Below are 23,724 nucleotides of genomic sequence, written 5' to 3'. Positions count from 1 at the left end.
GCGCATATTATGCGCATGAACTGCGCATCAAGGAGGATGCCATGAGCGTGCGTCTCAACCTCGTCCTCTCCGACGACCTCAATCGCGAGATCGACAAGGCCGCCGCCGAGAGTGAAACCAACAAGAGCGAGATCCTGCGCAAGGCGCTGCAACTCTATCTTGCCGCGCGGGACGGCAAGCTGCGCGGGCTCAAGCTGGGCCTCGTGGAGCCGAAGACCGAAAAGCTGCAGACCGAGATCATCGGCCTGTGAGTGCCATCGACCTCAATTCCCCGCCACCGAACCACACGTTTTCGGTGAAGGTGGAGAAAGAGGAGACGGCAGGCGAGCGCCGCGTCCGGCTGTTCAAGGACGTGGTGCTGTTCCTTGTGGCCGTGGGCTTCGTGATCCTCATCGCCGGGCTGTGCTTCCACACCCTGGTCGGGTCTGCGGCCGCCACGGCGGAGGAGAAGAAATGGGCCATGTCCGTGCTGTCGGCCGCGGCCGACAGCATTGTCGGCTATCTCGTGCGCCGATGAGCGCGGCCGGGGACCGTCGTCATCCTTCACGATGAAAGCACCAGCCGGCCTGTAAGCCGGGTTCTGTACGGCGGGCTTGCGCCCGCGTGGCGACCATTCCTCTGGGACGCCGGTTGCCCGGCGCCTCTAGCAGTCAACCCGGACGACGCCCCGAAGACGGGGTGGTTTCCCGTGTCGTCCCTATTCGACTTTGCTCCCGGTGGGGTTTGCCGTGCCGCTTCCGTTGCCGGTCGCGCGGTGGGCTCTTACCCCACCGTTTCACCCTGGCCCGTGCATGCACGGGTGGTTTGATTTCTGTGGCACTTTCCCTGGGGTCGCCCCCGCCGGACGTTATCCGGCACCGTGTCTCCGTGGAGCCCGGACTTTCCTCGACACCGAAATGCCGCGGCCGCCCGGCCGGCTGGTCCCGGCAGCAATGGGCGCTCGCGGCCGGCACGTCAAGGGGCGGGGACGCTCACCCCACCAGCTCGAACCATTCGTCCTCGGTGATCACCTTCACCCCCAGCGCCTGCGCCTTCTCCAGCTTGGAGCCGGCGCCCGGGCCGGCCACCACCAGGCCGGTCTTGGCCGACACCGAGCCGGCAACCTTCGCCCCCAGCCGCTCGGCCATGGCTTTCGCCTCGTCGCGGGTCATCTTCTCCAGCGATCCGGTGAAGACGATGGTCTGGCCCGCCACCGGGCTCTCGGCGGCCACCTGCTCCATGGGCGCGGGGCGCACCTGCGCGAGCAGGGCGGCCACCACCTCGCGGTTGCGCGGCTCGTGGAAGAATTCGATGACCGCTTCCGCCACCACGTCGCCGATGCCGTCGATGGCCAGCATCTCCTGCCACGCCTCATTGCCCTTGGGGTGGTCCTCCCCGGGGATCACGGCGGCCATCGCCCCCGCCTCCAGCGCCTCCACCGTGCCGTAATGGCGCATCAGGCGCTTGGCGTTGGTCTCGCCCACATGGCGGATGCCGAGGGCGAAGACGAAGCGGTCCACCGCCACCGTGCGCCGCCCGGCGATGGCGGCGAACAGGTTGGCGGCGGAGGTCTTGCCCCAGCCGTCGCGGTTCTCCAGCCGCTGCAGCGAGCGGGCGTTGCGTTCTTCCAGGGTGAAGATGTCGGCCGGGGAGGCGATGAGCCCCCAGTCGTAGAAGGCGCGCACCTGCTTTTCCCCCAGCCCCTCGATGTCGAAGGCGTTGCGGGAAACGAAATGGCGCAGGCGCTCCACCATCTGGGCGGGGCAGATGAGGCCGCCGGTGCAGCGGCGCACCGCGTCCACCTTGCCGGTCTTGATATCCGCTTCGCGCACCGCATGGGAGCCGCAGGCGGGGCACAGATGGGGAAAGTCATAGGGCGCGGCGGCGTCCGGCCGCTTCTCCAGGATCACCCGCACCACCTGCGGGATCACGTCGCCGGCGCGCTGCACCACCACCGTGTCGCCGATGCGCACGTCCTTGCGGGCGATCTCGTCCTCATTGTGCAGGGTGGCGGAGGACACCACCACCCCGCCCACGGTGACCGGCAGCAGCCGGGCCACCGGGGTGAGGGCGCCGGTGCGGCCCACCTGGATCTCGATATCCTCCAGCACGGTGGTGGCCTGCTCGGCGGGGAACTTGTGGGCGATGGCCCAGCGCGGCGAGCGGGAGACGAAGCCGAGGCGGCGTTGCAGGTCCAGGCGGTCCACCTTGTAGACCACGCCGTCGATGTCATAGGGCAGGGTGGCGCGCTGCGCCTCGATCTTGCGGTAATGGGCGAGGAGTTCGGCGGCGCTGGCGGCGCGGATCATCAAAGGATTGGTGGCAAAGCCCCAGCCGGCGAAGGCCTCCACCATGCCGAGCTGGGTCTCGGCCGGATGGGAGGAGGCCTCGCCCCAGGCATAAGCGAAGAATTTCAGCGGCCGCGCGGCGGTGATGGAAGGGTCCAGCTGGCGCAGGGAGCCGGCCGCCGCATTGCGCGGATTGGCGAACACCTTCTCCTGCGCCGCCTCCTGGCGCGCGTTCAGCGCCTCGAAATCGGCCTTGGCCATATAGACCTCGCCGCGCACGTCGATGATGTCCGGCACGCCCCTGCCGGCGAGCTGATGGGGAATATCGGCGATGGTGCGCACATTGGCGGTCACATCCTCCCCCTGCGATCCGTCGCCCCGCGTCGCCGCCACGGTCAGGCGGCCGTCCACATAGCGCAGCGAGCAGGACAGTCCGTCGATCTTGGGCTCGCTGGTGAAGGCCACCTCGTCCTCGGCGGCCAGATTGAGGAAGCGCTTCACCCGCGCCACGAACTCCTCCACCTCCGCATCGGCAAAGGCGTTGGCGAGGGACAGCATGGGCACGCCATGCACCACCTTGCCGAACTTCTCGGACGGCGCCGCCCCCACCTTCTGCGACAGGCTGTCCTCGCTTTTCAGCTCGGGAAAGCGCGCCTCTATGGCCTCGTAGCGCTGGCGCAGGGCGTCGTATTCCGCGTCGGAGACCAGCGGGGCATCCTCGCGGTAATAAGCGGCGTCATGCGCGGCGATCTCGGCGCCGAGGGCGGCATGCTCCGCGCCGGCATCGGCGGCGGACAGGTCGGCCACCGGGACATGGCGCAGGGCGGCGGGCATCTGGGGCGCGGTCATGGTTTCCCTCGGGAGCCAGCCGCACGGGTGAAGCCGTCTCTCCCCCCGCCGCGCGCGCTCCTGCGGCCCTTTTTGGCAAAGCCGGCCCCCGCCGGCAACTCGCCCCACCCGCGCGCCGGGCCATCCGGGAAAGACCGGGCGGGAGGATCGTCGCGCTTTTGTAAGATGTATAAGGTAGCGCATCAGAACAACACGCGACCGGGGGGCAGAATGGTCAGGGTCAAGGGACTTTCCCGCAGGATCGCCGCGCTGGCGGCAGCCACCTTCCTTTGCGCCGGGGGCCCCGCCCTCGCCCAGCCGGCGGACGACGCGGCGCTGGTGGCGCGGGGCGAATATCTCGCCAAGGCTGCCGACTGCATGCCCTGCCACACCGGCGACAAGGCCCGGCCCTTTGCCGGCGGGCTCGGCCTCAACACCCCCTTCGGCGCCATCTTCTCGCCGAACATCACCTCCGACCGCTCCACCGGCATCGGCCTTTGGACCTATGCGCAGTTCGTGGATGCGGTGCGCAACGGCATCCGCGCCGACGGCGCCTATCTCTACCCGGCCATGCCGTTCGACGCCTACACCGGCATTTCCGACGACGACATGAAGGCCCTGTGGGCCTATGTGCGGCGCATTCCGCCCATTCCCAACACCCCGCCGGCCAACCAGCTGGCCTTTCCCTTCAATGTGCGCCTCGGCATGCTGGCGTGGCGCGAGCTGTTCTTCACCGAGGCACGCTTCACCCCCACCGCGGGCAAGAGTGCGCAATGGAACCGCGGGGCCTATCTGGTGGAGGCGCTGGGCCATTGCTCGGACTGCCACACGCCGCGCAACATCATGGGCGCCACCCGCGGGAAGGCGCATTTCCTCGGCGCCGAGGTGGATGGCTTCTGGGCCCCCGACATCGCCTCCGCCGCGCTGAAGAAGAACGGCTGGACGCCGGACAGTCTCGCCGCCTTCCTCAAGAGCGGCTCGGCCACCGGCAAGACCTCGGTGTTCGGCCCCATGGCCGAGGTGGTGCATGATTCCCTCGGCTTCCTCACCGAGCAGGACCGCGCCGCCATCGTCACCTATCTGTTCGACGCGCCCCCGCCGAAGGACAAGCCGGCCCCGCAGGCGGCCTCGCCTTTGGCCGCGGACGTCCATGCCCGCGCCGCCGCGCTCTATGTGGACAATTGCGCCGCCTGCCACATGGACAAGGGCGCGGGACGCGGCGACGCCATCCCGTCCCTGGCCGGCAACCCCGCCGTGGTGGCGGCCGAGCCCTACAATGTGGTCATGGCCATTCTCGGCGGCCTGCCGCCGGGCGGCACCTATGGCGCCATGCCCTCCTTCGCCGGCCGGCTCGATGACCGGCAGGTGGCGGACATCGCCAATTACGTGCGCACCTCCTGGGGCAATGCGGCCGCGCCGAACGTGACGGCGGCCATGGTGGCCGCATGGCGCGCCACCGCCCATGTGCCGGACTATGGCACCCAGGCGGCCTCCGCCTTCACCTGCCCCGATGTGGGCGGCGCGCCGGGCGCCGATGGGCCGGACCCGAAGGCGGTGGCGGCGCTCTCGGCCATGATGGCCGGCGGCCAGCGCTCCATTCCCATGATGGTGGACGCCTACAATGCCGCCTCCGGCAATGCCGGCCCGGGCACGGTGGTGGATGCCCTGACCGCCGCCTACTGCCCGGTGGTGGCCAGGAGCGATGCGCCCGACTGGCAGAAATATGCCGAACTGCGGCGCTTCACCCTGCAGGCGGCCATGGATGTGTCCCGCCGCACGGTGTCCGGCCCGGTGGATTCCCAGCCCATCGCCTGGGCGCTGCCGGTGGGTCCCGGGCTGGTGCTGAAGGAGCCCGCGAGCCTTGCGGCGAAGCTCGCCTGCCCGGCGGACGACGGCAAGGCGGTGCCGGCGGACTTGGCTGCGGCCGGGGCGAAGCTTCTGGGCGCGCCGAAGCCGCCCCTGGCCGGGGCCGACATCGCCACCCTCGCCACCACGCTCTACCAGCAGAACCCGAAGGCGCGGCCGGCGGATGTGGCCAACGCGCTCATCGCTGCTTATTGCCGGGTGGTGGCGGCGCTGCCGGCCACCTCGGTGGCGGAGCAGAACGCGCTGCTGAACGGCTTCGCCGCCCAGGCGGTGCAGACCCTGCAGCTGCTGCCGCCGCGCAAGGTGGTGGTGGAGGCGCCGGCCAAGGCCGTGCCCCCCGCGCCCCCCGCTCCGGCGGCGGTGCCGGCCGGCCGGAAATAGGCCGGGCGCCGCAGCGTCCCGGTGCGGGTTGGCGCCGCAGCGTCAACCTTTCGCTAACCATGTTTCATGTGAAACGGCCGCCTCAAGGGGCGGCCGTTTGGGTCTTCTGGTCCTGGAACGGGGCGGCGGGATCAGTCGTGATCGCGGTTCTGCAGCCCGTCATGCACCTCGAACACCACGTTGCCGGCGCGCCAGGCGAACGGGGCGGCAGGATTTTGAACCTTGATCTCGCTCTGCGGAATCAGCTTGTCGCAAAGCATCACCAGGATGTCCTCGATGGGGGCGCTGGTGTCGTTCTCTTCCGTCATGCGGTCGATGGAGATTTCCGCGCCTTCCACGCCGTCTTCCTCGATATGGACGATGAAGATCTCTTCGTGGCCGTGGATGCCGTGGGCGGTGACGCGGAACGTCTCTCCCTGATATTCAAATTCCCGAACCATTTTTCATTCTCACTGCTGACGTGATGAAAGACACAAACGCAACGCTACCAACAAAGTCCGGGCGCTTGCCCGCGTAAAAGCGGCGGAATTTAGAATGGTGGCTATGGAATGGTCAAGTGCCGCGCAGCCTCGGCATATGATGCCTAATTATTAATCTGTCACTCGCGCCCCTGCGCCGCCTTCGCCCGCGCCACCAGCTCCTCGGCCTTGGGCAGGATGCCTTCCACGATGCGCTTCACCCCGGCGGCGGTGGGGTGCAGCCCGTCCGGCTGGTTGAGGCTCCGGTCGGCGGCGACGCCCTCCAGGAAGAAGGGATAGAGCAGCACCCCTTCCGCCGCCGCCAGCTCCGGGAAGATGGCGTCGTATTGCTCCTGGAAGGCCCGGCCGAGATTGGGGGCGGCGCGCATGCCGGCCAGCAGCACCCCCACCCCGCGCGCCTTCAGCCGCGCCACGATGCTGGAAAGGGCCTTGCGCGTGGTGGCCGGATCGAGGCCGCGCAGCATGTCGTTCGCGCCCAGCTCCACGATGACCGCATCGGTGCCCGGCGGCACCGACCAGTCGAGCCGGGCGAGGCCCTGGGGCGCGGTCTCGCCGGAGACGCCGGCATTCACCACCACCACGTCGAGGCCCCGCGCCTTGAGCGCCGCTTCCAGCTGGGCCGGGAAGGCGGCGGCGGCGGGGATGCCGTAGCCGGCGGTGAGGCTGTCGCCGAAGGCCACGATCCGCACGGCGCGCGCGGACGCCGCTGACGCGAACGTGAAGCCGGCCAGAAGCGCCATCAGCCCTGCCAGCGCCTTAAATGCCGTTTCCCATGAGCGATACCTCCGGCTTCCTCCGGTCCTCCCAACGCGCGCGGCATATTCAGGCATGGACGATCTTTCCTCTGCGGTTCGCACCATCCGGCTTTCACACGTGGACCTGTCGCTCGGCAGCGGAGCGGCCCGCGTCCATGTCCTGAAGGACATCTCTGTCGAGATCGGGGCGGGGGAGACGGTGGGGCTGGTGGGGCCATCCGGCTCGGGCAAGTCCACCCTGCTGATGGTGATGGCCGGTCTGGAGCGGGTGGACAAGGGGCAGGTGGAGGTGGCGGGTACCGCCCTCGGCGGCCTGTCCGAAGATGCGCTGGCGCGGTTCCGCGGCCGGCACATCGGCATCGTGTTCCAGTCCTTCCACCTCATCCCCACCATGACAGCGCTGGAGAATGTGGCGGTGCCGCTGGAGCTGGCCGGCCAGGGGGATGCCTTCGCCCGTGCGGCGGAGGAGCTGGAGCTGGTGGGCCTTGCCGGCCGTGCCGCCCATTATCCCGGGCAATTGTCCGGCGGCGAGCAGCAGCGCGTGGCGGTGGCACGGGCGCTGGCCCCCCGGCCGCCCATCCTGGTGGCGGACGAGCCCACCGGAAACCTGGACGAGGCCACCGGCCGGCAGATCATGGACCTGCTGTTCGCCGCCCACCGCGCCCGCGGCGCCACGCTGGTGCTGGTGACCCACGATGCCGGCCTCGCCCTGCGCTGCGGCCGGGTGCTGCACCTGCGGTCCGGCCGGGTGGAGCGCGACGCCGCCGGCGACCGCGTGGCGGCGCAGGCATGAGCGGTTCCCTCCTGCGCGGGGCCGATCCCCGTCCGCTGCCGGTACGCCTGCTGCCGCGCAGCCTCGCCTTCGCCTTGCGCGAGCTGCGCGGCGCGCGGCGCGGCTTCGGCGTGTTCCTCGCCTGCCTGGCTTTGGGGGTGATGGCCATTGCCGGCATCGGCTCGTTCGCCGGTGCCCTCACCCGGGGGCTGGAGCGGGAGGGCCGCGCCATCCTCGGCGGGGATGCCGCCTTCGCGGTGGTGCAGCGGCAAGCGACGGCGCAGGAGTTCCAGTCCCTTGCCGCGGGCGGCACGCTCTCCACCGTGGCGCTGCTGCGCGCCATGGCCCGCACCCCGGGCGGGGATGTGGCGCTGGCCGAAGTGAAGGCGGTGGACGGGCCCTATCCCCTGGTGGGGGAGGTGACCCTTTCGCCCCCCGCGCCGCTCGCCGGCGTGCTCGGCGCCGTGGACGGCGTGTTCGGCGCGGCGGCGGACCCGGTGCTGCTGGGCCGGCTGGGGCTGAAGGTGGGCGACCGCCTGCTGCTGGGCGACACCCAATTCCAGGTCCGCGCCCGGCTGGACGGCGAGCCGGACAAGCTTTCCTCCGGCATCGGCCTGGGCGCGCGCCTGCTCATCTCGCAGGCGGCGCTTCAGGCCACCGGCCTCATCCAGCCCGGGAGCCTGGTGCGCTGGAGCTATCGCGTGCGGCTGGACGATGCATCCCCCGCGGGGCTTGCCGCCTTCATGGCCGGGGTGCGCGAGCGGTTCGGCGCCGAGGGGTTCGAGGTGCGCACCCGCGATGGCGCCACCCCCCAGCTGGCCCGCAACGTCACCCGCATCAGCCAGTTCCTCACCCTGGTGGCCCTCACCGCCCTTCTGGTGGGCGGGGTGGGGGTGGCCAATGCGGTGTCGAGCCATCTTGCCGCCAAGCAGGAGGTGATCGCCACCCTGAAGGCGGTGGGCGCCACCCGGGCCGACATCTTCCGCGTCTACGGGCTGGAGATCGGCCTCATGGCGCTGGCGGGGATCGCCCTCGGCCTCGCCCTGGGGGCGGCGCTGCCGTTCGCGGCCACGGCGGCCATCGGCGCGCTGGTGCCGTTTCCGCTGGAGCCGGCCATCGACCTCGCGGCGCTGGCGCGGGCCGCCCTCTACGGGGTGCTGGTGGCGGGGCTGTTCACTGTGCTGCCCCTGGCCCGGGCGCAGGCGGCGCGGGTGTCCCATCTGTTCCGCGACGGCATCGGCGAGGCGCCGGCCCGGGCCGGCCCGGCCGCCTGGATGGTTGCAGGCGCCACCGGCGCCGGGCTCGCCGGGCTGGCGCTCGCCACCTCCGACGACCTGCGGGCCGCCGGCATCTTCCTGGCCGCGGCGGCGGCGGTGTTCGTGCTGCTGCGCGCCGTCGCCCTCGGCCTCATGGCCCTGGCGCGGCGGGCGCCCCGGCCGCGTGACGCCATGGTGCGCCTGGCCCTCGGCAACATCCACCGGCCCGGGGCCCTCACCCCTTCGGTGGTGCTCTCCTTGGGGCTCGGCCTGTCGCTGATGGTGGGCATCGCCCTCATCGACACCAGCCTGAACCGCGAGCTGGCCGGCCCCATGCGGGAGAGCGCGCCCAGCTTCTTCTTCGTGGACGTGCCCAGCGGCGAGGCGGCGCAGTTCGACGCCTTCCTTGCCGCCGAGGCGCCGGGCGCCGTGGTGAAATCGGTGCCCATGCTGCGCGGGCGCATCACCGCCCTCAACGGCGCCCCGGCGGAGAGCGCAAAGCCCCGCGCCGATGCCGCCTGGGTGCTGCAGAGCGACCGCGGCATCTCCACCGCCGATGCCGTGCCCGAGGGCTCGCGGCTGGTGGCGGGCCGCTGGTGGACGCCGGACGATGCCGAGCCCCTCGTCTCCTTCGATGCGGAGCTGGCCGCCGGCCTCGGCCTGAAGCTGGGAGACACGGTGACGGTGAACGTGCTGGGCCGCTCCATCACCGCGCGCATCGCCAATCTGCGCGAGGTGAAATGGGAGCGCCTGGGCATCAATTTCGTCATGGTGTTCTCCCCCGCCACCTTCGCCGGCGCCCCGCACACGGTGCTGTCCACCCTTACCTTTCCCGATGGTGGCAGCCTGGAACGGGAGGTGGCGCTGCTGAAGGCGGCGGCGGCACGCTTTCCCGCCGTCACCACGGTGCGGGTGAAGGAGACGCTGGAGGATGCGCGGCGGATGCTGGACAACCTTTCCCTCGGCATCCGCGCGGCCAGCCTCGTCACCCTCGTCACCTCGGTGCTGGTGCTGGCGGGGGCGCTGGCCGCCGGGCGGGAGGGCCGCATCTATGACGCGGTGATCCTGAAGACGCTGGGGGCCACCCGCGGCCGCCTCGCTTTTGCTTATGGGCTGGAATATGCCGGCCTCGGCCTGGCCACCGCCGTGGTGGCGGTGGGGGCGGGCACCCTTGCCGCCTTTGCGGTGGTGACGCAGGTGATGGAGGTTCCCTTCAGCTTCTCCCCGCTGGCGGCGCTGGGCGCGGTGGGCGGGGCGCTGGTGGTGACCCTCGGCTTCGGCCTTCTGGGCACCTTGCGGGCGCTGAGCGAGGCGCCGGCCCGGGTGCTGCGGCATCTTTGAAAATGATGCCGGCTTACCGATACCCCGCGACGCCGCCCGCGCCGTGGTGGTAGTTTCGATTCGCGCGGCGTCGCGCCCGAAGCGGCGTCGCTGCCGCGCAAAAGGTCTGCCCCGCAAAAGGCCAGTCCCGCCGAGGACCTGTCCCGCAAGGGCCCCGTCCTTCATCGGACCTGCCGGAATGGCAGTATCGCAGAAGGGAGATTTCCGTCATGTCCCCGTTCCGCCGCCTTGCCCTCGTCTCCGCCGCCGGCCTTGCGCTTCTGGCCGGCCCGGCGCTCGCCCAGCCGGTCACCCCCCCGGCACCCCCGCCGCCCGCGCCCTATACCGCCGAAGATGCCGCCGCCATCCTGGATGCGCGCCTTGCCGCGCTGAAGACGGTGCTGCGCCTCACCCCCGACCAGGACAAGCTGTGGCCCCCGGTGGAGGCCTCCATCCGCAATGCGGTGAAGGACGCCATCGCCCGCCGCGAGAAGCGCCTTGCGGCGCCGCCGCCGGCCACCGTGCTGGACGTACTGGGCCAGGTGGCCGACGCCGAGGAGGCCCGCGCCAAGGCGCTGCGCGCCTTCGTCGATGCGGCCAAGCCCTTCGTCGCCTCCCTCACCCCGGCCCAGCGCAACCGCATCCCCACCTTCCTCGGCGTGCACGACACCGGGCAGATGCCGGCGACTTCCGAGCTGTGGATCTTCGAAGAGGAAGAGTGAGCCTGTCGCCAGGAAAGGGAGGAACCAACATGCGCAAGATGATCGTCCTTGCCGCCGCGCTCGGCTTCACCGCCCTCGGCGCCGGTGCCGCGCTCGCCCTGCCGGTGCCGCAGGCGCTGGTGGCGTCGGGCATCGCCGCGCCGGACGGAACCCCGGTGGAGCAGGTGGCGCAGGGCTGCGGCATCGGCTTCCACCGCGGCCCGTGGGGCGGCTGCCGCCCCAATTACTGGGGACCCGCCCCCTATTGGGGCCCGCGCTATTGCTGGTGGCGGCCCGGCCCGTGGGGGCCGGTGCGCGTCTGCCGCTGAGCGTCTGAAGCCCCGCGTCCCGGCGTCGCGCCGGGGGTCGCCGCCCGGTGCGGCGGGCCCGGTGCGACGCTCGCGCCGTCACGCGCGGCTTGATCGCGTGCCGCTGCCATGCAAGCACCATACGAAAGCAGCAGGGGAGCGAGCGGCATGGCCAGCGGGGAGGCGGATCTCGTCATCGGCGAAGGGCGCGCCCTTGCCGCCCATCCCCTGCGGGCGGCGGTGCTGCGCGAGCTGCACGCCCGCCCCTTCGCCCCGGCCGAGACGCCGCGGCGGATGCTGCATGCGGCCTTCCTGCTGGACCCGGCCGGGGCCCAGGCCGACCGCGCCGCCCTCGCCGCTTTGTGCACCGCGCGCGGGCTGCCGGCACCCGCCGCCGGCGCCAAATATCACCATGTCTCGTTCGGCGGTGCCGAGCTGCGCTGGGAGAGCCACGCCGAATTCTGCACCTATACCTGGGACCTGCCCTCCAGCGGCATCGGCCCGGGGGCGCTGCCGTTCCAGCCGCCGGCCGCCACCCTCGCCAGCCCGTTCGGCGAGGTGCCGCAGCCCGGCCCGCTGCTGGTGGCGGTGGACCTGCACCTGGTGCAGGACACCGCCGAGGACCTCTACCTCGACAAGGTGTTCGACCGTTCCAGCCTGGCCCGCGCCGACGTGAACGACGGCTTCGCCGAGATTGCCAGCGACTTCATGGCCGACCCCTCCGGCTATGTGCGCATCCTGGTGCGCGACCGGGGCCTGGGCGGCGATGCGGCCGGCGCGCTGGTGCAGCGGCTCTTGGAGATCGAGACCTACCGCACCCTGGCTTTGCTGGGCCTGCCGGAGGCCCAGCGCCTCGCCCCCGCGGTGGCGCGCATCGAGGGCCGGCTGGCCGCCGCCGCCACCGAGATGACCCGCACCAAGGGCCTGTCCGACAACAACGCCCTGCTGGACGAGCTGGTGGCCCTGGCGGCGGAGCTGGAGGCGGGGGCCACCGCCTCCCTGTTCCGCTTCGGCGCCAGCCGCGCCTACATGGAGATCGTGCGCCTGCGCCTCGCCACCATCCGGGAAATGGCGGTGCCGGGCTTTCCCACCTGGCAGCAGTTCCTGGATCGCCGCATGGCGCCGGCCATGCGCACCTGCTTCACCGTGGAGGAGCGGCAGGAGAAGATCGCCCGCAAGCTCTCCAACGCCGCCGACCTGCTGCGCACCCGGGTGGACGTGGAGCTGGAGCAGCAGAACCGCGACCTGCTCACCTCCATGAACGAGCGCACCCGCCTCCAGCTGCGCCTCCAGCGCACGGTGGAGGGCCTGTCGGTGGCGGCGATTTCCTATTATGTGGTCAGCCTCATCCATCATCTCGTGGAAGGCATCCACGAGAGCGGGGCGGATGTGGCGACCCTGGGCCTGCATCTGGACGTGGGCCTGGTGACGGCCATCTCCGTGCCGCTGGCGGTGCTGGGCGTGTGGGCGGTGGTGCGGCGCATCCGCAGCGCGCACGGCGACGCCGATTGAGGCGGGCGCAGGTTCAGGGATTGCACGCGCCGGCGGGTTGCCCCGGCCGGCTCCGGGAGGCGGGATGGATTACGAGGTCGAATACAACAATCGCGCCCGGGTGAGCGACCATCCGGCCATCTTCGAGCGCTGGGCCAAGAGCTCGGCCGCCTTCCGCGGCGCGGCGGTGGCCGCCGACCTCGGCGTGCCCTACGGCCCCGATCCGCGGCAGTTCCTCGACATCTTCTGGCCGGCGCCGGACCGGCAGGCCCCGGTGGCCCTGTTCATCCATGGCGGCTACTGGCAATCGCTGCACCCGCGGGACTTCTCCTTCGCCGCCGCCGGCTGCCTCGCCCATGGGGTGGCGCTGGCGCTGGCGGGCTACGACCTTGCCCCGCTGGTGCCGGTGGGCACCATCCTGGCCCAGGTGCGGGCCGCGACCCTCACCCTCTATCGCCTGGTGGGCCACCCCATCGCGGTGAGCGGGCATTCCGCCGGCGGGCATCTGGCCGCTGCCCTCGCCGCCACCTCCTGGCGCGAGCTGGATGTGGACACGCCCGACGACATCGTGCCGGCCGGCATCGGCATTTCCGGCGTCTACGACCTGGAGCCGCTGATCGCCACGCAGATGAACAAGGCCCTCCACCTCGACGCCGAGGAGGCGCGGCGCCTGTCGCCGGTGCTCTGGCCGCTGCCGCCGGGGCGCGTGTTCGAAACCTTCGCCGGCGGCGCGGAAAGCGCGGAATTCCTGCGCCAGGGGCGCGACCTTGCCGCCGCATGGGCTGCCCGGGGGGCGCGCACCGCCTGCCACGAGGTGGCGGGCGCCAACCATTTCACCGTGGTGGATGCGCTGGCCGATCCCTCCTCCCACATGGTGCGCCGCCTGGTGGAGATGGCGCAGTCGGTGGCGCGGTGAGGCCAGCCGCGGCCCCGCGCGCCATCACGTTTTTCTCCTGAACCGGGGCCGGCCCCGCCCGCCCCGCGCGGGCGCCTCCGGCGGCCCATCGTCTCCAGCGGAGCCGTCATGCAACCCATCCAGATCGCCATCGTCCCGGTGACCCCCTTCGCGCAGAACTGCTCCATCCTGTGGTGCACGAAGACCATGAAGGGGGCAGTGATCGACCCCGGCGGCGACCTCGACAAGATCCGCGCCGCCCTGGCCGAAACCGGCGTGAGCGTGGAGAAGATCCTGCTCACCCACGGCCATGTGGACCACGCCGCCGGCGCGGCCGAGCTGGCGCAGGCCCTCGGGGTGGAGGTGGTGGGGCCGGGCGCCGCCGACCAGTTCATCATGGACGACATTCCCGCCGCCGCGGCGAAGTTCGGCATGGAAGGCGCCCGGGCGGTGACGCCCGACCGCTACCTCGCGGAAGGCGACAGCCTCACCGTGGGTGAATTGTCCCTCGATGTGCTGCACGTGCCCGGCCACACTCCGGGGCATCTGGTGTTCGTCTATCCGCCCGCCGGCATCGCCATTGTCGGCGACACCCTGTTCCGCGGCTCGGTGGGGCGCACGGACTTTCCCTATGGGGATCACGACCTGCTCATCTCCGGCATCGTGGAAAAGCTGCTGCCGCTGGGCGACGGCGTGGTGTGCCTGCCCGGCCACGGGCCGGTCACCAGCATCGCCGACGAGAAGGCCCACAATCCCTTCCTTCCCCGCTGACGCGGAGCTTGCGCCGTGACCGCATCGAGGCGCCATGCCCTTTATCTCGCGCCGCCGGCGGAAAGCGCCCTGTGGCGCTTCGGCTCGGCCGTGCTCGGCTATGATGCCGAAACCGGTGCCGAGCCCGAGGCGCCGGACCTGCCGGGCTTCGACGCGCAGGGCTGGCGGGAGATTGCCGCCGAACCGCGGCGCTACGGCTTCCACGGCACCCTGAAGGCGCCGTTCCGCCTCGCCGAGGACTGCACCGGGGCCGATTTCGACGCCGCCCTTGCCGCCTGCCTCGCCCTGCACCACCCGTTCGAGCTGCCGCCGCTGGTGGCGCAGGCGCTGGGGCCGTTCGTGGCGCTCGTTCCGCCGGCGCCGGTGCCGGTGCTGGAGGACCTCGCCCGCTGCCTGGTGCTGGACCTGGAGCCGGTGCGCGCGCCGCTCAGCCCGGCGGAGATCGCCCGGCGCCGGCCGGACCGCCTCTCCGCCCGGCAGTCCGGCTATCTGGAGGCCTATGGCTACCCTTATGTGCTGGACGAGTTCCGTTTCCACATGACCCTCACCGGTCCCCTGCCGGAGGGCGTGCGCGACCATGCCCTCAATGCGCTGCGCGATGCCTTCGCCGGCAGCGGCGCCGACAAGCCGGTGACCATCGACCATGTGGGCCACTTTGTGCAGGAGACGCCGCAGGCGCGGTTCCGCCTGGTGCGCCGCATTCCCCTGGGAAGGCCCTGTCCATGAAGGTTCTCGGCGAAGCGCCCCTCATTGATCCCACCGCGCGGGTCCAGGCCTCCACTCTCGGCCGCTACACCGAGGTGGGGGCCCGCACCAAGCTGCTGGAAGTGGAGATGGGCGATTATTCCTATGTGGTGAACGATGCCGACATCGCCTATGCGGGCATCGGCAAGTTCTGCTCCATCGCCGCCATGACCCGGCTCAATCCCGGCAACCACCCCACCTGGCGCGCCTCGCAGGCCCATTTCACCTATCGCGCCTCGGCCTATTTCCCCGGCGAGGCGGACGAGGCGGCGTTCTTCGCCTGGCGCCGGGCGCAGCGGCTCACCTTGGGCCACGACGTGTGGATCGGCCACGGGGCGGTGGTGCTGGCCGGGCGCAGCGTGGGCACCGGGGCGGTGGTGGCGGCGGGCGCGGTGGTGTCCAGGGACGTGCCGGCCTATGCCATCGTTGCCGGCGTGCCGGCGCGGCAGGTGAAATGGCGGTTTGCGCCGGACATTGCCGAGCGCCTGCAGCGTCTCGCCTGGTGGGACTGGGACCACGCCGCCCTGCGCGCCGCCCTGCCGGATTTCCGCGCCCTGCCCATCGAGGCCTTCCTGGAGAAATACGGCGCCTGAGGCGGGGGCGGTGCTGCCCTGCCGCATGGCGGCTGCGCGCCGGGGTGCTGGCGATGTGGGCGCAATAATGATAGGCGAGCGGCGACTTGACCCCTGGAGCCGTCCATGACCGCACATATCCGTCCCGTGACCCGCGCCCTCCTTTCGGTGTCCGACAAGACGGGTCTCGTGCCGTTCGCCACCGCCTTGGTGGCCCATGGGGTGGAGCTCGTGTCCACCGGCGGCACTGCCAGGGCGCTGGCCGATGCCGGACTTGCGGTGAAGGACGTGAGCGAGCTCACCGGCTTTCCCGAGATGATGGACGGGCGGGTGAAGACCCTGCACCCCAAGGTGCACGGCGGCATCCTCGCCATTCGCGCTGATGCCGGGCACCAGGCCTCCCTGGCCGAGCACGCCATCGCCCCCATCGACCTGGTGGTGGTCAATCTCTATCCGTTCGAGGCCACCGTGGCGCGCAAGGCCGGCTTCGAGGAGACCATCGAGAATATCGACATCGGCGGCCCGGCCCTCATCCGCGGCGCCGCCAAGAACCATGACGACGTGAGCGTGGTGGTGGAGGCGGCCGACTATGACGCCGTGATCGCCGAGATCACCGAGCATGGCGGCACCACTTTGGCCCTGCGCCGGCGCCTCGCCCAGAAGGCCTATGCCCGCACCGCCGCCTATGACGCCGCCATCTCCAACTGGTTCGCCCGCGAGCTGAAGGAGGAGGCCCCGGCCTTCCGGGCCGTGGGCGGCCGGCTCATCGAGGCCCTGCGCTATGGCGAGAACCCGCACCAGACCGCGGCCTTCTATGCCTCGGACGAGATCCGCCCCGGCGTCGCCACCGCCCGGCAGGTGCAGGGCAAGCAGCTCTCCTACAACAACATCAACGACACCGACGCCGCCTTCGAGGCGGTGTCCGAATTCCATCCCGGCCGCACCGCGGCGGTGGTGATCGTCAAGCACGCCAACCCCTGCGGCGTGGCCGAGGGCGCCTCGCTGGAGGAGGCCTATCGCAAGGCGCTGGCCTGCGACCCGGTGTCGGCCTTCGGCGGCATCATCGCCGTCAACCGCACCCTGGACGCTCAGGCGGCCCGCGCCATGGTGGAGATCTTCACCGAGGTGATCGTCGCCCCCGACGCCACCGAGGAGGCCATCGCTTTGGTGGGCGCCAAGAAGAACCTGCGCCTGCTCCTCACCGGCGCCCTGCCCGACCCCCGCGCTCCGGGCCTGGTGGTGAAGACCGTGGCCGGAGGCCTGCTGGTTCAGGGCCGGGACAATGTGAGCGCCGACGACCTGGAGCTGACCGTCGTCACCAAGCGCGCGCCCACCGACGCGGAGCTGGCCGACCTGCGCTTCGCCTTCCGCGTGGCCAAGCATGTGAAGTCCAACACCATCATCTACGCCCGGGACGCCGCCACCGTGGGCATCGGCGCCGGGCAGATGAGCCGGGTGGACAGCGCCCGCATCGCCGCCCGCAAGGCGCTGGACGCCGCCGAGGCGGCCGGCCTGTCCGAGCCGCTCACCAAGGGCTCGGTGGTGGCCTCCGACGCCTTCTTCCCCTTCGCCGACGGGCTGATGGCCGCGGTGGAGGCGGGAGCCACCGCGGTGATCCAGCCGGGCGGCTCCATGCGCGACGCCGAGGTGATCGCGGCGGCGGACGCGGCCGGCCTCGCCATGGTGTTCACCGGGGTGCGCCACTTCCGCCACTGAGGCGGGGGGGACGGTGCCGAGTGCCGCCGGAGGGCTCAGCCGGCCAGTAGATCAGCCCGCCAGCAGGTCCTGCACCATCACCCGGTCCAGATAATGGGGGCCGTCGAACACGAACACGTCGAAGCCCGCGTACATCTGGAGCTGCGGCCTCAGCTCGGCGGCGGTGGCGGCGCGGAAGCTGCCGCCGGGGGCCGGACGGAACGCCTCGGCGATCAGCTTGAAGCGATGCGCCCCGAGCCGCTCCGAAAGGGCCGTGGCATAGGCCCGGGCCGCCTCCGGCGTGCGGGTGTGGATGCCCACCCCATCCTGGAAGAACAGCCCCACATCGGCCGGCAGCCAGCTGGAAACCCAGTCCGCCATGGCGCCGGGACCGACATTGGAATTGTCATAGGCACTGACCCAGAGCGGCCGCGCAATGGGCGCCAAAAGCCGGCCCAGGTCGGCAACCCCGCTCCATGTGGGGTCGGCCTCCACCGGGAAATAGAAGCCCGCCGCCTCGAAGGGCAGGGGCTTGGCGGCGATGCGGGCGGACAGCGCCGCCAGTTCCGCCACGTTCCGGCGGGCGGTGGGCTCATTGAAGCTGCCGGCAAGGCCGGCGATGATGCTGCGGGCCCAGGGCTCGCGGGCGATCCGCTGCCAGTTGGGCGCATTGGCGATCAGCGGCAGGCCGAGGCCGGGGACGAAGGCGGTGCCGTCCGCCACCATCCATTGCAGCAGAAGGCTCCGCGCGCCGAGGAGATCCCAGTCGCCGCGCGGGTCGAGGGCGCCGGCATGGAGCTGCCAGACCACTCCGGTCATGAGGGCGGGGGAGGTCGGCCGCCGCAAGGTGAGGGCGAGGTCGAGCCCGAGCAGGGCGGCCGCACCCGCGCCGGCGATGAGGAAGGCCCGGCGCTTCATCGCGCCGGCCCCACCGCGGTCCGCCCGGCGCGGCTCATGCCGTGACGACTGTGAGGCGGCGTTCCTGCTCGCGGACGGTGGCCATCAGCGCATCTTCCTTCACGATGCCGCAGCGCACCAGATATTCACCGATGCGCCCGTCCACGTCGGGACGGTAATGCTCCATGGCCGCCTCGAACGCCTCGCGCTGCATGAAGCCCTTCTCCAGCAGCAGGTCGCCCAGGAGCGGCGCCGATCGCTGCCCCTCGATGTCCGTCGCCACGCCGCGCAGCAGGCGCAATCCGTCGTTGATTTCGCCTTCGCGCGCAATGTGCTGCACCGGCGCGTCGCCTACGGCGACTCGCAGCTCGTCCAGCGCCCGATCGCTCAGGGGGGAGGCGACGGCCACCACCAGCCGGCCGGTCTCGTCCTTGCCCATGGGCAGCACGCGCCGGCGCACCATCAGGTCGATGGGCAACAGGTCGTTGAACTGCCGCAGCAAATGCTCGGTCACATGGGTGCGGGGCAGGTTCGACTGGTAGGCGATGGCCTCGGCCAGCGTTTCCTCGTCGAGCCAGCCGCGCGAGACCAGGATGCGGCCGAGGGGCTGCTGGCGCTCGTCCTGGATGGCCAGCGCCTCCTCCACCTGCTCCGGCAGCACCGCCTGCCAGGTGAGCAGCAGCTCGCCCAGGCGCTGGCGCTGCTGGCGGAATTCGGCGGCGTCGGGGAAGTCGTGCGCGGTCTTGTCCCACACGATGCGCCGGCCGAGGAAGACATGGCCTAGATAAAGGTACCAGGCCCGCATGGTGGCGGCAAAGTTGACGAAATTGCTCATCACCACCCGCGGAACGGACATGATGCCCTGTTCCCAGCCATAGATTCGGGTGACGAAGTAGAAGCGCTGGATGAGGCGCAGCGCGAAGGCGATGGCGTTGGCGGTCAGCACCGCCAGCAGCCAGGATTCGGTGGCGAAGATGGAGGGGAAGCGCGCCGGCAGGACCCCGAGGGACGAGGCGGCATAGATGATGAGGAAGTGGGCCGCCACCACATAGGCCAGCACCGCCACGATGGAGGTGATGATGCCCTTGCGGTCGCGGAACAGGAAGTATTTGGCCGCAAGGCTCCCGCGCCAGCCGATCTGGCTCCAGCCCTGGAAGGAGATGCCCAGCGACCAGCGCGCCTTCTGGCGGTAGGAGGTGCGGAAGGTGTCCGGGAAGAATTCGCGGACGCACAGGGGCATGGTGAGGTGCACTTCCCGGTCCGGCCCGAAGCCGAAGAAGGATTCGCGCTTCACCCGGTATTCCACCGGCAGGCGGGCGATGATGGACTGCATGTGCGCCTCGTGGAGCCGGGCGCTGATGTCGTAGTCCTCGGTGAGGCTGGAGGTGTTGAAGGCATCCCCGTCATTCTGGCTGAGCAGGTGGAGGATGGCCTTGCGCGAGAAGCAGGTTCCCACGCCCGCCGACGGCACGGACCCGGCCACGCTCTCGCGCACCACGAGGTCCTTGGCGTGCCACTCGGCGAACTCGTCCATGTAGATGCCGGCCACCAGTTCCGACCAGTGGCGCTCCAGCGAGAGCACCGGGATCTGGATGAGGTCCTTGCGCGGGAGAAGATAGTTGAAGAAGCGCAGCTCCAGCGGATGGAGCACGTCCTCGCTGTCGTGCAGCACCAGGCCGGCGAATTCGGTGCCGGACATCTGCTCGTGCTGGAAGATGGCGCGGACCACGGCATTGAGGCAGTCGGCCTTGTTGGTGGGGCCGGGCGCGCGCGTTTCCACCCGCACCAGCTGCTTGTAGCGCCGGCGCATGCGCTCGACCTCGGCGATGGTTTCCGGGTCGTTCGGATAGGTGCCGACGAAGATCATGTATCGCCGGTAGTCCAGCACGCTCACCATGTTCTCGATCATGGCGGCGATCACCGCCGATTCCTGCCAGGCGGGAATCATGATCGCGAGCGGCTGCTCGTCCCTCTGGTAGAGGGCGTTGGGGGTCAGCGGCCGGATGAACGGCTCGATGACGAAGCGGCGGTAGATCCGCCGCCCCCAGTACCAGGCGTCCACGAACAGGTCGTCGAGGGACGAGATGAGGATGACCACCGCCACGACCGCCGCCACATATTCTACGAAGCGGATGTAGTCGGCCAGCATATAGGGCCAGTAGAGCGACATGGCGGGGGCTCCTGCAGGTCGATCAGTTGCCGCGGCGACGCACGTGCGACGCGCGGATCAGCAGCAGGAAGAACAAGGCGGCGACGCCGATGCCCAGCGGGATGCCCCAGTCGGCGGAATTCTGCCACAGGCGCTGCAGGGTGCCGGACGGGCCATCCGTGTCGGCGACACGGATGGTGCCCAGCGGGGCGCCGGAGGCGGTGAGCTCCGTCAGGGTCCCGTCCATCCCCACCAGGGCCACGTCGCCGCGGGAGAGGCGGACCGGCTTGGCGGGGGTCATGGGCACGGGGCCGATGCTCTGCCAGAGGATGCCGCGGGTGTCGTCGCCGCGCACGGCCTGCACCAGGGCCACGTTCTTGAGGCCGGTGATGTCCAGCAGGCGGGCCTTCTCGTCGGTGCCGACCACGAGGCGGTCGCCATCGACGCGGGCCTTCTGGGTGACACCCTGGACCGGCACGTCGAGGGCGACGAAGCCGCCGCTGGTGGCCCGGAAGGGGGCGCCGGTGGCGATCACGTCGAAGGTGCTGCTGGCCGTCGGCAGGCCGGCGGCGGCCGCCGCCCGCACCACGCGGGGCAGGCTGGAACGGGCGGTGGAGAGGTAGGTGTCGGGCACCACCAGGCGCCCGCCCGTGGTCATGGCGGAGATGATGCCCAGGAAGTCGCCGCCGGGCACGCTGCCGCCCAGCTCGAAATGGCTGGTGGGCAGAACCGAGACCGGGAAGGCCTGCGGCGTCTCGCGGCAGCGGTCGCTGACCGGCTGGCGCTGGAAGGTCACGCGCAGCACGTTGCGGGCGGCGAGCGCATAGGTCGGCACCGCGGCCGACAGGTGTTCGGGCTGGCCGTTGGCCTCCAGCCGCTTGGCGGCCAGCAGCACGTCGTTCAGGAACACCGCCACCACCGGCTCGGAGGCCGAGGCGCCGGGGGCGGCCGCCACGTCGAGGTTGAGGCGGCTGGGCAGGCTGGAGCCGCCGGTGGCCGCGGCGAGGTCGAAGCTCACCACCCAGTCGCCGCGCGCCAGCACGTCGAGATTGCCCTGGGCCGGCCCGAGGCGCGACAGGGGCACCGAGGAGGCCTTTTCCGGCACCGAGTCCACGGCGCGCACAGTGACCGTGCCGGCCGCGAGGGAGGTGCGCCAGAAGCCGTCGAACAGCTGGGTGGCCTTGCCGCCCGCGCCCCCGCCCACGGCGATGACAGGCCGGCCGGCGAGGGTCTGCAGGGTCATCTCGTCCGCCGCCACGGTGACGGAACCAAGGCTCGCGGCCTTGCCGCGCCATTCGGTGAAGGCGGCGGAGGCGTTGCCGAGGCGGGCGGCGAGCGCATCCAGGGCGCCGCGGACCGCGGAGAGCAGCGCACCGTCCGCCACGGCGACGTCGGCGCCGATGGGCGAGCCGGGCAGCACCAGGAGCGCACCGAGCTCGGCCGCATCCCGGATGCGGTAGGACTTCACGTCCACGAAGGACGAGAACGGCGCCACCACGCGCAGGGAGGCCGGCACGTCGAGGCCGGACAGGTCCACCTCGTCGCCGATGGCGGGCAGGGTCTTCACGATCAGCCGCTTGCCGGCGGATTCAAGGGCGAGGCCCAGGCGCCAGGCGGTGTCGTAGGCGTCCTTGGAGAGGGTGCCGCCGGCCACCAGCAGGGAGCCGGAGCCGGGCATGGCGCTCCAGGCGGTGGAGAGGTCGCGCACCTGGGAGGCGTCGTAGGTGTAGGTGAAGCGGCTCTTGGGGCTGAGTTTCAGCACGTTGCCGATGCCGCGCTCGTCGGCGCAGAGATATTCGCCGATGACCGAGGACCAGGCGGTGCCGAAGCGCACGAAGCCGGTCTCGCGCGGCCGTCCGTCCACCGGCAGGACCGTGGATGCGCTGCCGCTCTCGCCTTCCAGGCGGCGGGAGAAGACGGGCACGCCGTCCACCGAAAGGACCATGGTGGCGCGGCCGCCGTCGCCCCGCAGATATTCGCCGTCGATGTTGATGCTGGCGTCCTGGATCGGCACGCCCGCCGGCACCGGCAGGTAGATGTCGCGCCGGGCGTCCATGCCCTGGAGCACCACCGGCCCGTCGATGCCGAGGTCGCCGAGGCTGAAGGAGCGCGTCACCCGCGTGTCGGCGGCGCGCTCCTGCACGGCGGCGAGCACCGGGTCGGAGGTCTGCGCGGCAGCCGGGGCGGCGAGGAGGGCGCTGGCGAGAAGGGCGCCGGCCATGAGGCCCGGGGCGAAGCCGGCGGGGCCGGCGCCGCGCCACGTGCGGAAGGCGTGATGAGGTCTCATGTCAGTTTCTCACGAGCATGGCGTCGAGGGCGGCAGTCTGCCGGGGCGATGGAGCAGCGGAGCCGGACATGCCGGACTTCCCGCCCGTGGGCGAGAATTCCTGCACGGGCCGTCCGCAGATGCAGTCCACGATGCGGCGGCAGGCGTGTCCGTCGCCATAGGGATTGATTCGGGCCGCGTAGGCGGCATAGGCGTCGGCGTCGTCGAGCAGGCGGGCGGCCGCGCGCACGATGGCGCTGCGGGCGGTGCCCACCAGTTGCACGGTTCCCGCGTCCACGGCCTCCGGGCGCTCGGTCACGTCGCGCAGGACCAGCACCGGCTTGCCGAGGGCCGGGGCCTCCTCCTGCACGCCGCCGGAATCGGTGAGGACCATGTGGGCCCGCTGCATCAGCCGCAGGAACGGCAGGTAATCCTGCGGCGGTATCAGGTGCACGTTCGCACGCCCGGAAAGCGCCTCGCCGACGGGGCCCTTCACATTGGGGTTGAGGTGGACGGGATAGACGATCTCCACGTCGTCGCGGGCGGACAGGTCGCGCAGCGCGTCGCAGATGTTGCGGAAGCCGTCGCCGAAATTCTCCCGGCGGTGGCCGGTGACGAGGAGGATGCGCTTGCGGGGGTCCAGCGCCGGAAGGGCGGCATCCAGCTTATCGCGCAGGGCGGCATCTGCGTCGATGCGCGCCAGGGTGGCCTGCAGCGCGTCGATCACGGTGTTGCCGGTGACGATGATCTCCCCTTCGAGCCGCTCGGCTTCCAAATTGGCCTTCGCCCGCGCGGTGGGGGCGAACAGCAGGTCGCTGGCGATGTCCACCACGCGGCGGTTCATCTCCTCCGGGAAGGGTTGCGCCAGGTGATAGGTGCGCAGCCCCGCCTCCACATGGCCCACCGGAATGCGGCGGTGGAAGGCGGCCAGCGTCGCCGCCATGGCGGTGGTCGTGTCGCCGTGAACGAGTACACGGTCCGGCGCAACCTGTGCGAGCACGACGTCAAGGCTGGAGAGGGCCGCCCCGGCCAGCACGTTCAGCCCCTGATTGTGGGCCATGAGGCCGAGATCGAAGTCCGGGCGGATCTCGAACAGGGCGAGCACCTGGTCCAGCATTTCGCGATGCTGTCCGGTGACGCACACCAGGGATGTCACCGATGGCTCGCGGCCCAGGGCCTGAACCAGCGGTGCCATCTTGATGGCCTCCGGCCGCGTTCCGAAAATCGACAATATTTTCAAGGGATCGTCACCAGTGATTCGATTTCGGGGAAATGTGACGCGTGCTGTCAAGATAATGATTTTTACCATCC

Annotated in this window: 20 protein-coding genes and 1 other RNA gene; 13 read left to right on the top strand and 8 right to left on the bottom strand. The window is 70.9% G+C overall.

All coding sequences use genetic code 11. The features are described from left to right. Positions 1 to 41 precede the first annotated feature (41 nt). Positions 42 to 251 carry a ribbon-helix-helix domain-containing protein gene (locus tag ACI7BZ_RS04515; protein ID WP_414116002.1) on the top strand — a complete coding sequence of 70 codons (210 nt, stop codon included), beginning with the start codon at positions 42 to 44 and terminating at the stop codon, positions 249 to 251. Beyond that, positions 248 to 517, top strand: a complete 270-nt coding sequence (locus ACI7BZ_RS04510) for a hypothetical protein (protein ID WP_414116001.1) — start codon at positions 248 to 250, stop codon at positions 515 to 517. Before ACI7BZ_RS04515 ends, ACI7BZ_RS04510 begins: the two co-directional genes overlap by 4 nt. A gap of 36 nt (positions 518 to 553) precedes the next feature. Here the strand turns inward: ACI7BZ_RS04510 and rnpB are convergent. Together rnpB and ligA are read right to left on the bottom strand one after the other, a co-directional pair. Next, positions 554 to 921, bottom strand: an RNA gene (rnpB, locus tag ACI7BZ_RS04505) — RNase P RNA component class A. 50 nt (positions 922 to 971) lie between these two features. After that, positions 972 to 3,116 (bottom strand): NAD-dependent DNA ligase LigA, encoded by a 2,145-nt coding sequence (ligA, locus tag ACI7BZ_RS04500; RefSeq protein WP_414116000.1) that lies wholly within the window; start codon positions 3,114 to 3,116, stop codon positions 972 to 974. Between the two features lie 210 nt (positions 3,117 to 3,326). Between ligA and ACI7BZ_RS04495 the strand changes: the two genes are divergently transcribed. After that, entirely contained in the window at positions 3,327 to 5,342 is a 2,016-nt protein-coding gene (locus ACI7BZ_RS04495) for a c-type cytochrome (protein WP_414115999.1), read from the top strand. Between the two features lie 131 nt (positions 5,343 to 5,473). Here ACI7BZ_RS04495 and ACI7BZ_RS04490 read toward each other — a convergent pair whose 3' ends face one another. After that, a complete protein-coding gene (locus tag ACI7BZ_RS04490) occupies positions 5,474 to 5,782 on the bottom strand; it encodes a hypothetical protein (protein WP_414115998.1) in 309 nt (102 codons plus the stop codon). A gap of 158 nt (positions 5,783 to 5,940) precedes the next feature. After that, positions 5,941 to 6,561 (bottom strand): arylesterase, encoded by a 621-nt coding sequence (locus ACI7BZ_RS04485; RefSeq protein WP_414115997.1) that lies wholly within the window; start codon positions 6,559 to 6,561, stop codon positions 5,941 to 5,943. Between the two features lie 88 nt (positions 6,562 to 6,649). On the opposite strand from ACI7BZ_RS04485, the gene ACI7BZ_RS04480 reads away from it, so the two are divergent. The 10 genes from ACI7BZ_RS04480 to purH all read left to right on the top strand — a co-directional run bounded on the left by ACI7BZ_RS04480 (position 6,650) and on the right by purH (position 17,122). Continuing rightward, entirely contained in the window at positions 6,650 to 7,369 is a 720-nt protein-coding gene (locus ACI7BZ_RS04480; protein ID WP_414115996.1) for an ABC transporter ATP-binding protein, read from the top strand. Next, positions 7,366 to 9,945 carry an ABC transporter permease gene (locus ACI7BZ_RS04475; RefSeq protein WP_414115995.1) on the top strand — a complete coding sequence of 860 codons (2,580 nt, stop codon included), beginning with the start codon at positions 7,366 to 7,368 and terminating at the stop codon, positions 9,943 to 9,945. Before ACI7BZ_RS04480 ends, ACI7BZ_RS04475 begins: the two co-directional genes overlap by 4 nt. A gap of 209 nt (positions 9,946 to 10,154) precedes the next feature. Next, the gene (locus tag ACI7BZ_RS04470) at positions 10,155 to 10,646 is read left to right on the top strand and encodes a Spy/CpxP family protein refolding chaperone (protein WP_414115994.1); all 492 of its coding nucleotides are present in this window, start codon (positions 10,155 to 10,157) and stop codon (positions 10,644 to 10,646) included. Between the two features lie 29 nt (positions 10,647 to 10,675). Further along, complete coding sequence (locus tag ACI7BZ_RS04465; RefSeq protein WP_414115993.1) at positions 10,676 to 10,954, top strand: GCG_CRPN prefix-to-repeats domain-containing protein; 279 nt, start codon at positions 10,676 to 10,678, stop codon at positions 10,952 to 10,954. A gap of 147 nt (positions 10,955 to 11,101) precedes the next feature. Beyond that, complete coding sequence (locus ACI7BZ_RS04460; RefSeq protein ID WP_414115992.1) at positions 11,102 to 12,445, top strand: DUF3422 family protein; 1,344 nt, start codon at positions 11,102 to 11,104, stop codon at positions 12,443 to 12,445. A gap of 64 nt (positions 12,446 to 12,509) precedes the next feature. Continuing rightward, positions 12,510 to 13,340: an alpha/beta hydrolase gene (locus ACI7BZ_RS04455; protein WP_414115991.1), complete on the top strand. Its 831-nt coding sequence runs from the start codon at positions 12,510 to 12,512 to the stop codon at positions 13,338 to 13,340. Between the two features lie 108 nt (positions 13,341 to 13,448). Beyond that, positions 13,449 to 14,090 (top strand): MBL fold metallo-hydrolase, encoded by a 642-nt coding sequence (locus ACI7BZ_RS04450; RefSeq protein ID WP_414115990.1) that lies wholly within the window; start codon positions 13,449 to 13,451, stop codon positions 14,088 to 14,090. A gap of 15 nt (positions 14,091 to 14,105) precedes the next feature. Continuing rightward, positions 14,106 to 14,816 (top strand): DUF1045 domain-containing protein, encoded by a 711-nt coding sequence (locus tag ACI7BZ_RS04445; RefSeq protein WP_414115989.1) that lies wholly within the window; start codon positions 14,106 to 14,108, stop codon positions 14,814 to 14,816. Then, entirely contained in the window at positions 14,813 to 15,427 is a 615-nt protein-coding gene (locus tag ACI7BZ_RS04440) for an LbetaH domain-containing protein (protein WP_414115988.1), read from the top strand. Before ACI7BZ_RS04445 ends, ACI7BZ_RS04440 begins: the two co-directional genes overlap by 4 nt. 105 nt (positions 15,428 to 15,532) lie before the next feature. Further along, positions 15,533 to 17,122, top strand: coding sequence for a bifunctional phosphoribosylaminoimidazolecarboxamide formyltransferase/IMP cyclohydrolase (gene purH, locus ACI7BZ_RS04435; protein WP_414115987.1), 1,590 nt, complete (start codon positions 15,533 to 15,535; stop codon positions 17,120 to 17,122). 51 nt (positions 17,123 to 17,173) lie between these two features. Here purH and ACI7BZ_RS04430 read toward each other — a convergent pair whose 3' ends face one another. From ACI7BZ_RS04430 to wecB, 4 genes are read right to left on the bottom strand one after another with little or no spacing between them, the layout of a single operon-like run. Further along, the gene (locus tag ACI7BZ_RS04430; protein ID WP_414115986.1) at positions 17,174 to 18,019 is read right to left on the bottom strand and encodes an alpha-amylase family protein; all 846 of its coding nucleotides are present in this window, start codon (positions 18,017 to 18,019) and stop codon (positions 17,174 to 17,176) included. A 34-nt stretch (positions 18,020 to 18,053) separates the two neighbouring features. Further along, the gene (locus tag ACI7BZ_RS04425; protein WP_414115985.1) at positions 18,054 to 20,168 is read right to left on the bottom strand and encodes a glycosyl transferase family protein; all 2,115 of its coding nucleotides are present in this window, start codon (positions 20,166 to 20,168) and stop codon (positions 18,054 to 18,056) included. Positions 20,169 to 20,190: 22 nt separating this feature from the next. After that, positions 20,191 to 22,434 (bottom strand): hypothetical protein, encoded by a 2,244-nt coding sequence (locus ACI7BZ_RS04420; RefSeq protein WP_414115984.1) that lies wholly within the window; start codon positions 22,432 to 22,434, stop codon positions 20,191 to 20,193. 1 nt (position 22,435) lies between these two features. Continuing rightward, a complete protein-coding gene (gene wecB, locus ACI7BZ_RS04415) occupies positions 22,436 to 23,644 on the bottom strand; it encodes a non-hydrolyzing UDP-N-acetylglucosamine 2-epimerase (protein WP_414115983.1) in 1,209 nt (402 codons plus the stop codon). Positions 23,645 to 23,724: the final 80 nt, after the last annotated feature.

Source organism: Xanthobacter sp. AM11, from assembly GCF_047444035.1.
Classification (GTDB): Bacteria; Pseudomonadota; Alphaproteobacteria; order Rhizobiales; family Xanthobacteraceae; genus Xanthobacter.
This window is presented reverse-complemented; position numbering and strand designations above follow the sequence as displayed.

Excerpts from the sequence above, each read along its gene's own strand:
- ACI7BZ_RS04515 (WP_414116002.1), top strand. The coding sequence starts at position 42 with ATGAGCGTGCGTCTCAACCTCGTCCTCTCCGACGACCTCAATCGCGAG.
- ligA (WP_414116000.1), bottom strand. The coding sequence starts at position 3,116 with ATGACCGCGCCCCAGATGCCCGCCGCCCTGCGCCATGTCCCGGTGGCC.
- ACI7BZ_RS04495 (WP_414115999.1), top strand. The coding sequence starts at position 3,327 with ATGGTCAGGGTCAAGGGACTTTCCCGCAGGATCGCCGCGCTGGCGGCA.
- ACI7BZ_RS04490 (WP_414115998.1), bottom strand. The coding sequence starts at position 5,782 with ATGGTTCGGGAATTTGAATATCAGGGAGAGACGTTCCGCGTCACCGCC.
- ACI7BZ_RS04485 (WP_414115997.1), bottom strand. The coding sequence starts at position 6,561 with ATGGCGCTTCTGGCCGGCTTCACGTTCGCGTCAGCGGCGTCCGCGCGC.
- ACI7BZ_RS04480 (WP_414115996.1), top strand. The coding sequence starts at position 6,650 with ATGGACGATCTTTCCTCTGCGGTTCGCACCATCCGGCTTTCACACGTG.
- ACI7BZ_RS04475 (WP_414115995.1), top strand. The coding sequence starts at position 7,366 with ATGAGCGGTTCCCTCCTGCGCGGGGCCGATCCCCGTCCGCTGCCGGTA.
- ACI7BZ_RS04470 (WP_414115994.1), top strand. The coding sequence starts at position 10,155 with ATGTCCCCGTTCCGCCGCCTTGCCCTCGTCTCCGCCGCCGGCCTTGCG.
- ACI7BZ_RS04465 (WP_414115993.1), top strand. The coding sequence starts at position 10,676 with ATGCGCAAGATGATCGTCCTTGCCGCCGCGCTCGGCTTCACCGCCCTC.
- ACI7BZ_RS04460 (WP_414115992.1), top strand. The coding sequence starts at position 11,102 with ATGGCCAGCGGGGAGGCGGATCTCGTCATCGGCGAAGGGCGCGCCCTT.
- ACI7BZ_RS04455 (WP_414115991.1), top strand. The coding sequence starts at position 12,510 with ATGGATTACGAGGTCGAATACAACAATCGCGCCCGGGTGAGCGACCAT.
- ACI7BZ_RS04450 (WP_414115990.1), top strand. The coding sequence starts at position 13,449 with ATGCAACCCATCCAGATCGCCATCGTCCCGGTGACCCCCTTCGCGCAG.
- ACI7BZ_RS04440 (WP_414115988.1), top strand. The coding sequence starts at position 14,813 with ATGAAGGTTCTCGGCGAAGCGCCCCTCATTGATCCCACCGCGCGGGTC.
- purH (WP_414115987.1), top strand. The coding sequence starts at position 15,533 with ATGACCGCACATATCCGTCCCGTGACCCGCGCCCTCCTTTCGGTGTCC.
- ACI7BZ_RS04430 (WP_414115986.1), bottom strand. The coding sequence starts at position 18,019 with ATGAAGCGCCGGGCCTTCCTCATCGCCGGCGCGGGTGCGGCCGCCCTG.
- ACI7BZ_RS04425 (WP_414115985.1), bottom strand. The coding sequence starts at position 20,168 with ATGTCGCTCTACTGGCCCTATATGCTGGCCGACTACATCCGCTTCGTA.
- ACI7BZ_RS04420 (WP_414115984.1), bottom strand. The coding sequence starts at position 22,434 with ATGAGACCTCATCACGCCTTCCGCACGTGGCGCGGCGCCGGCCCCGCC.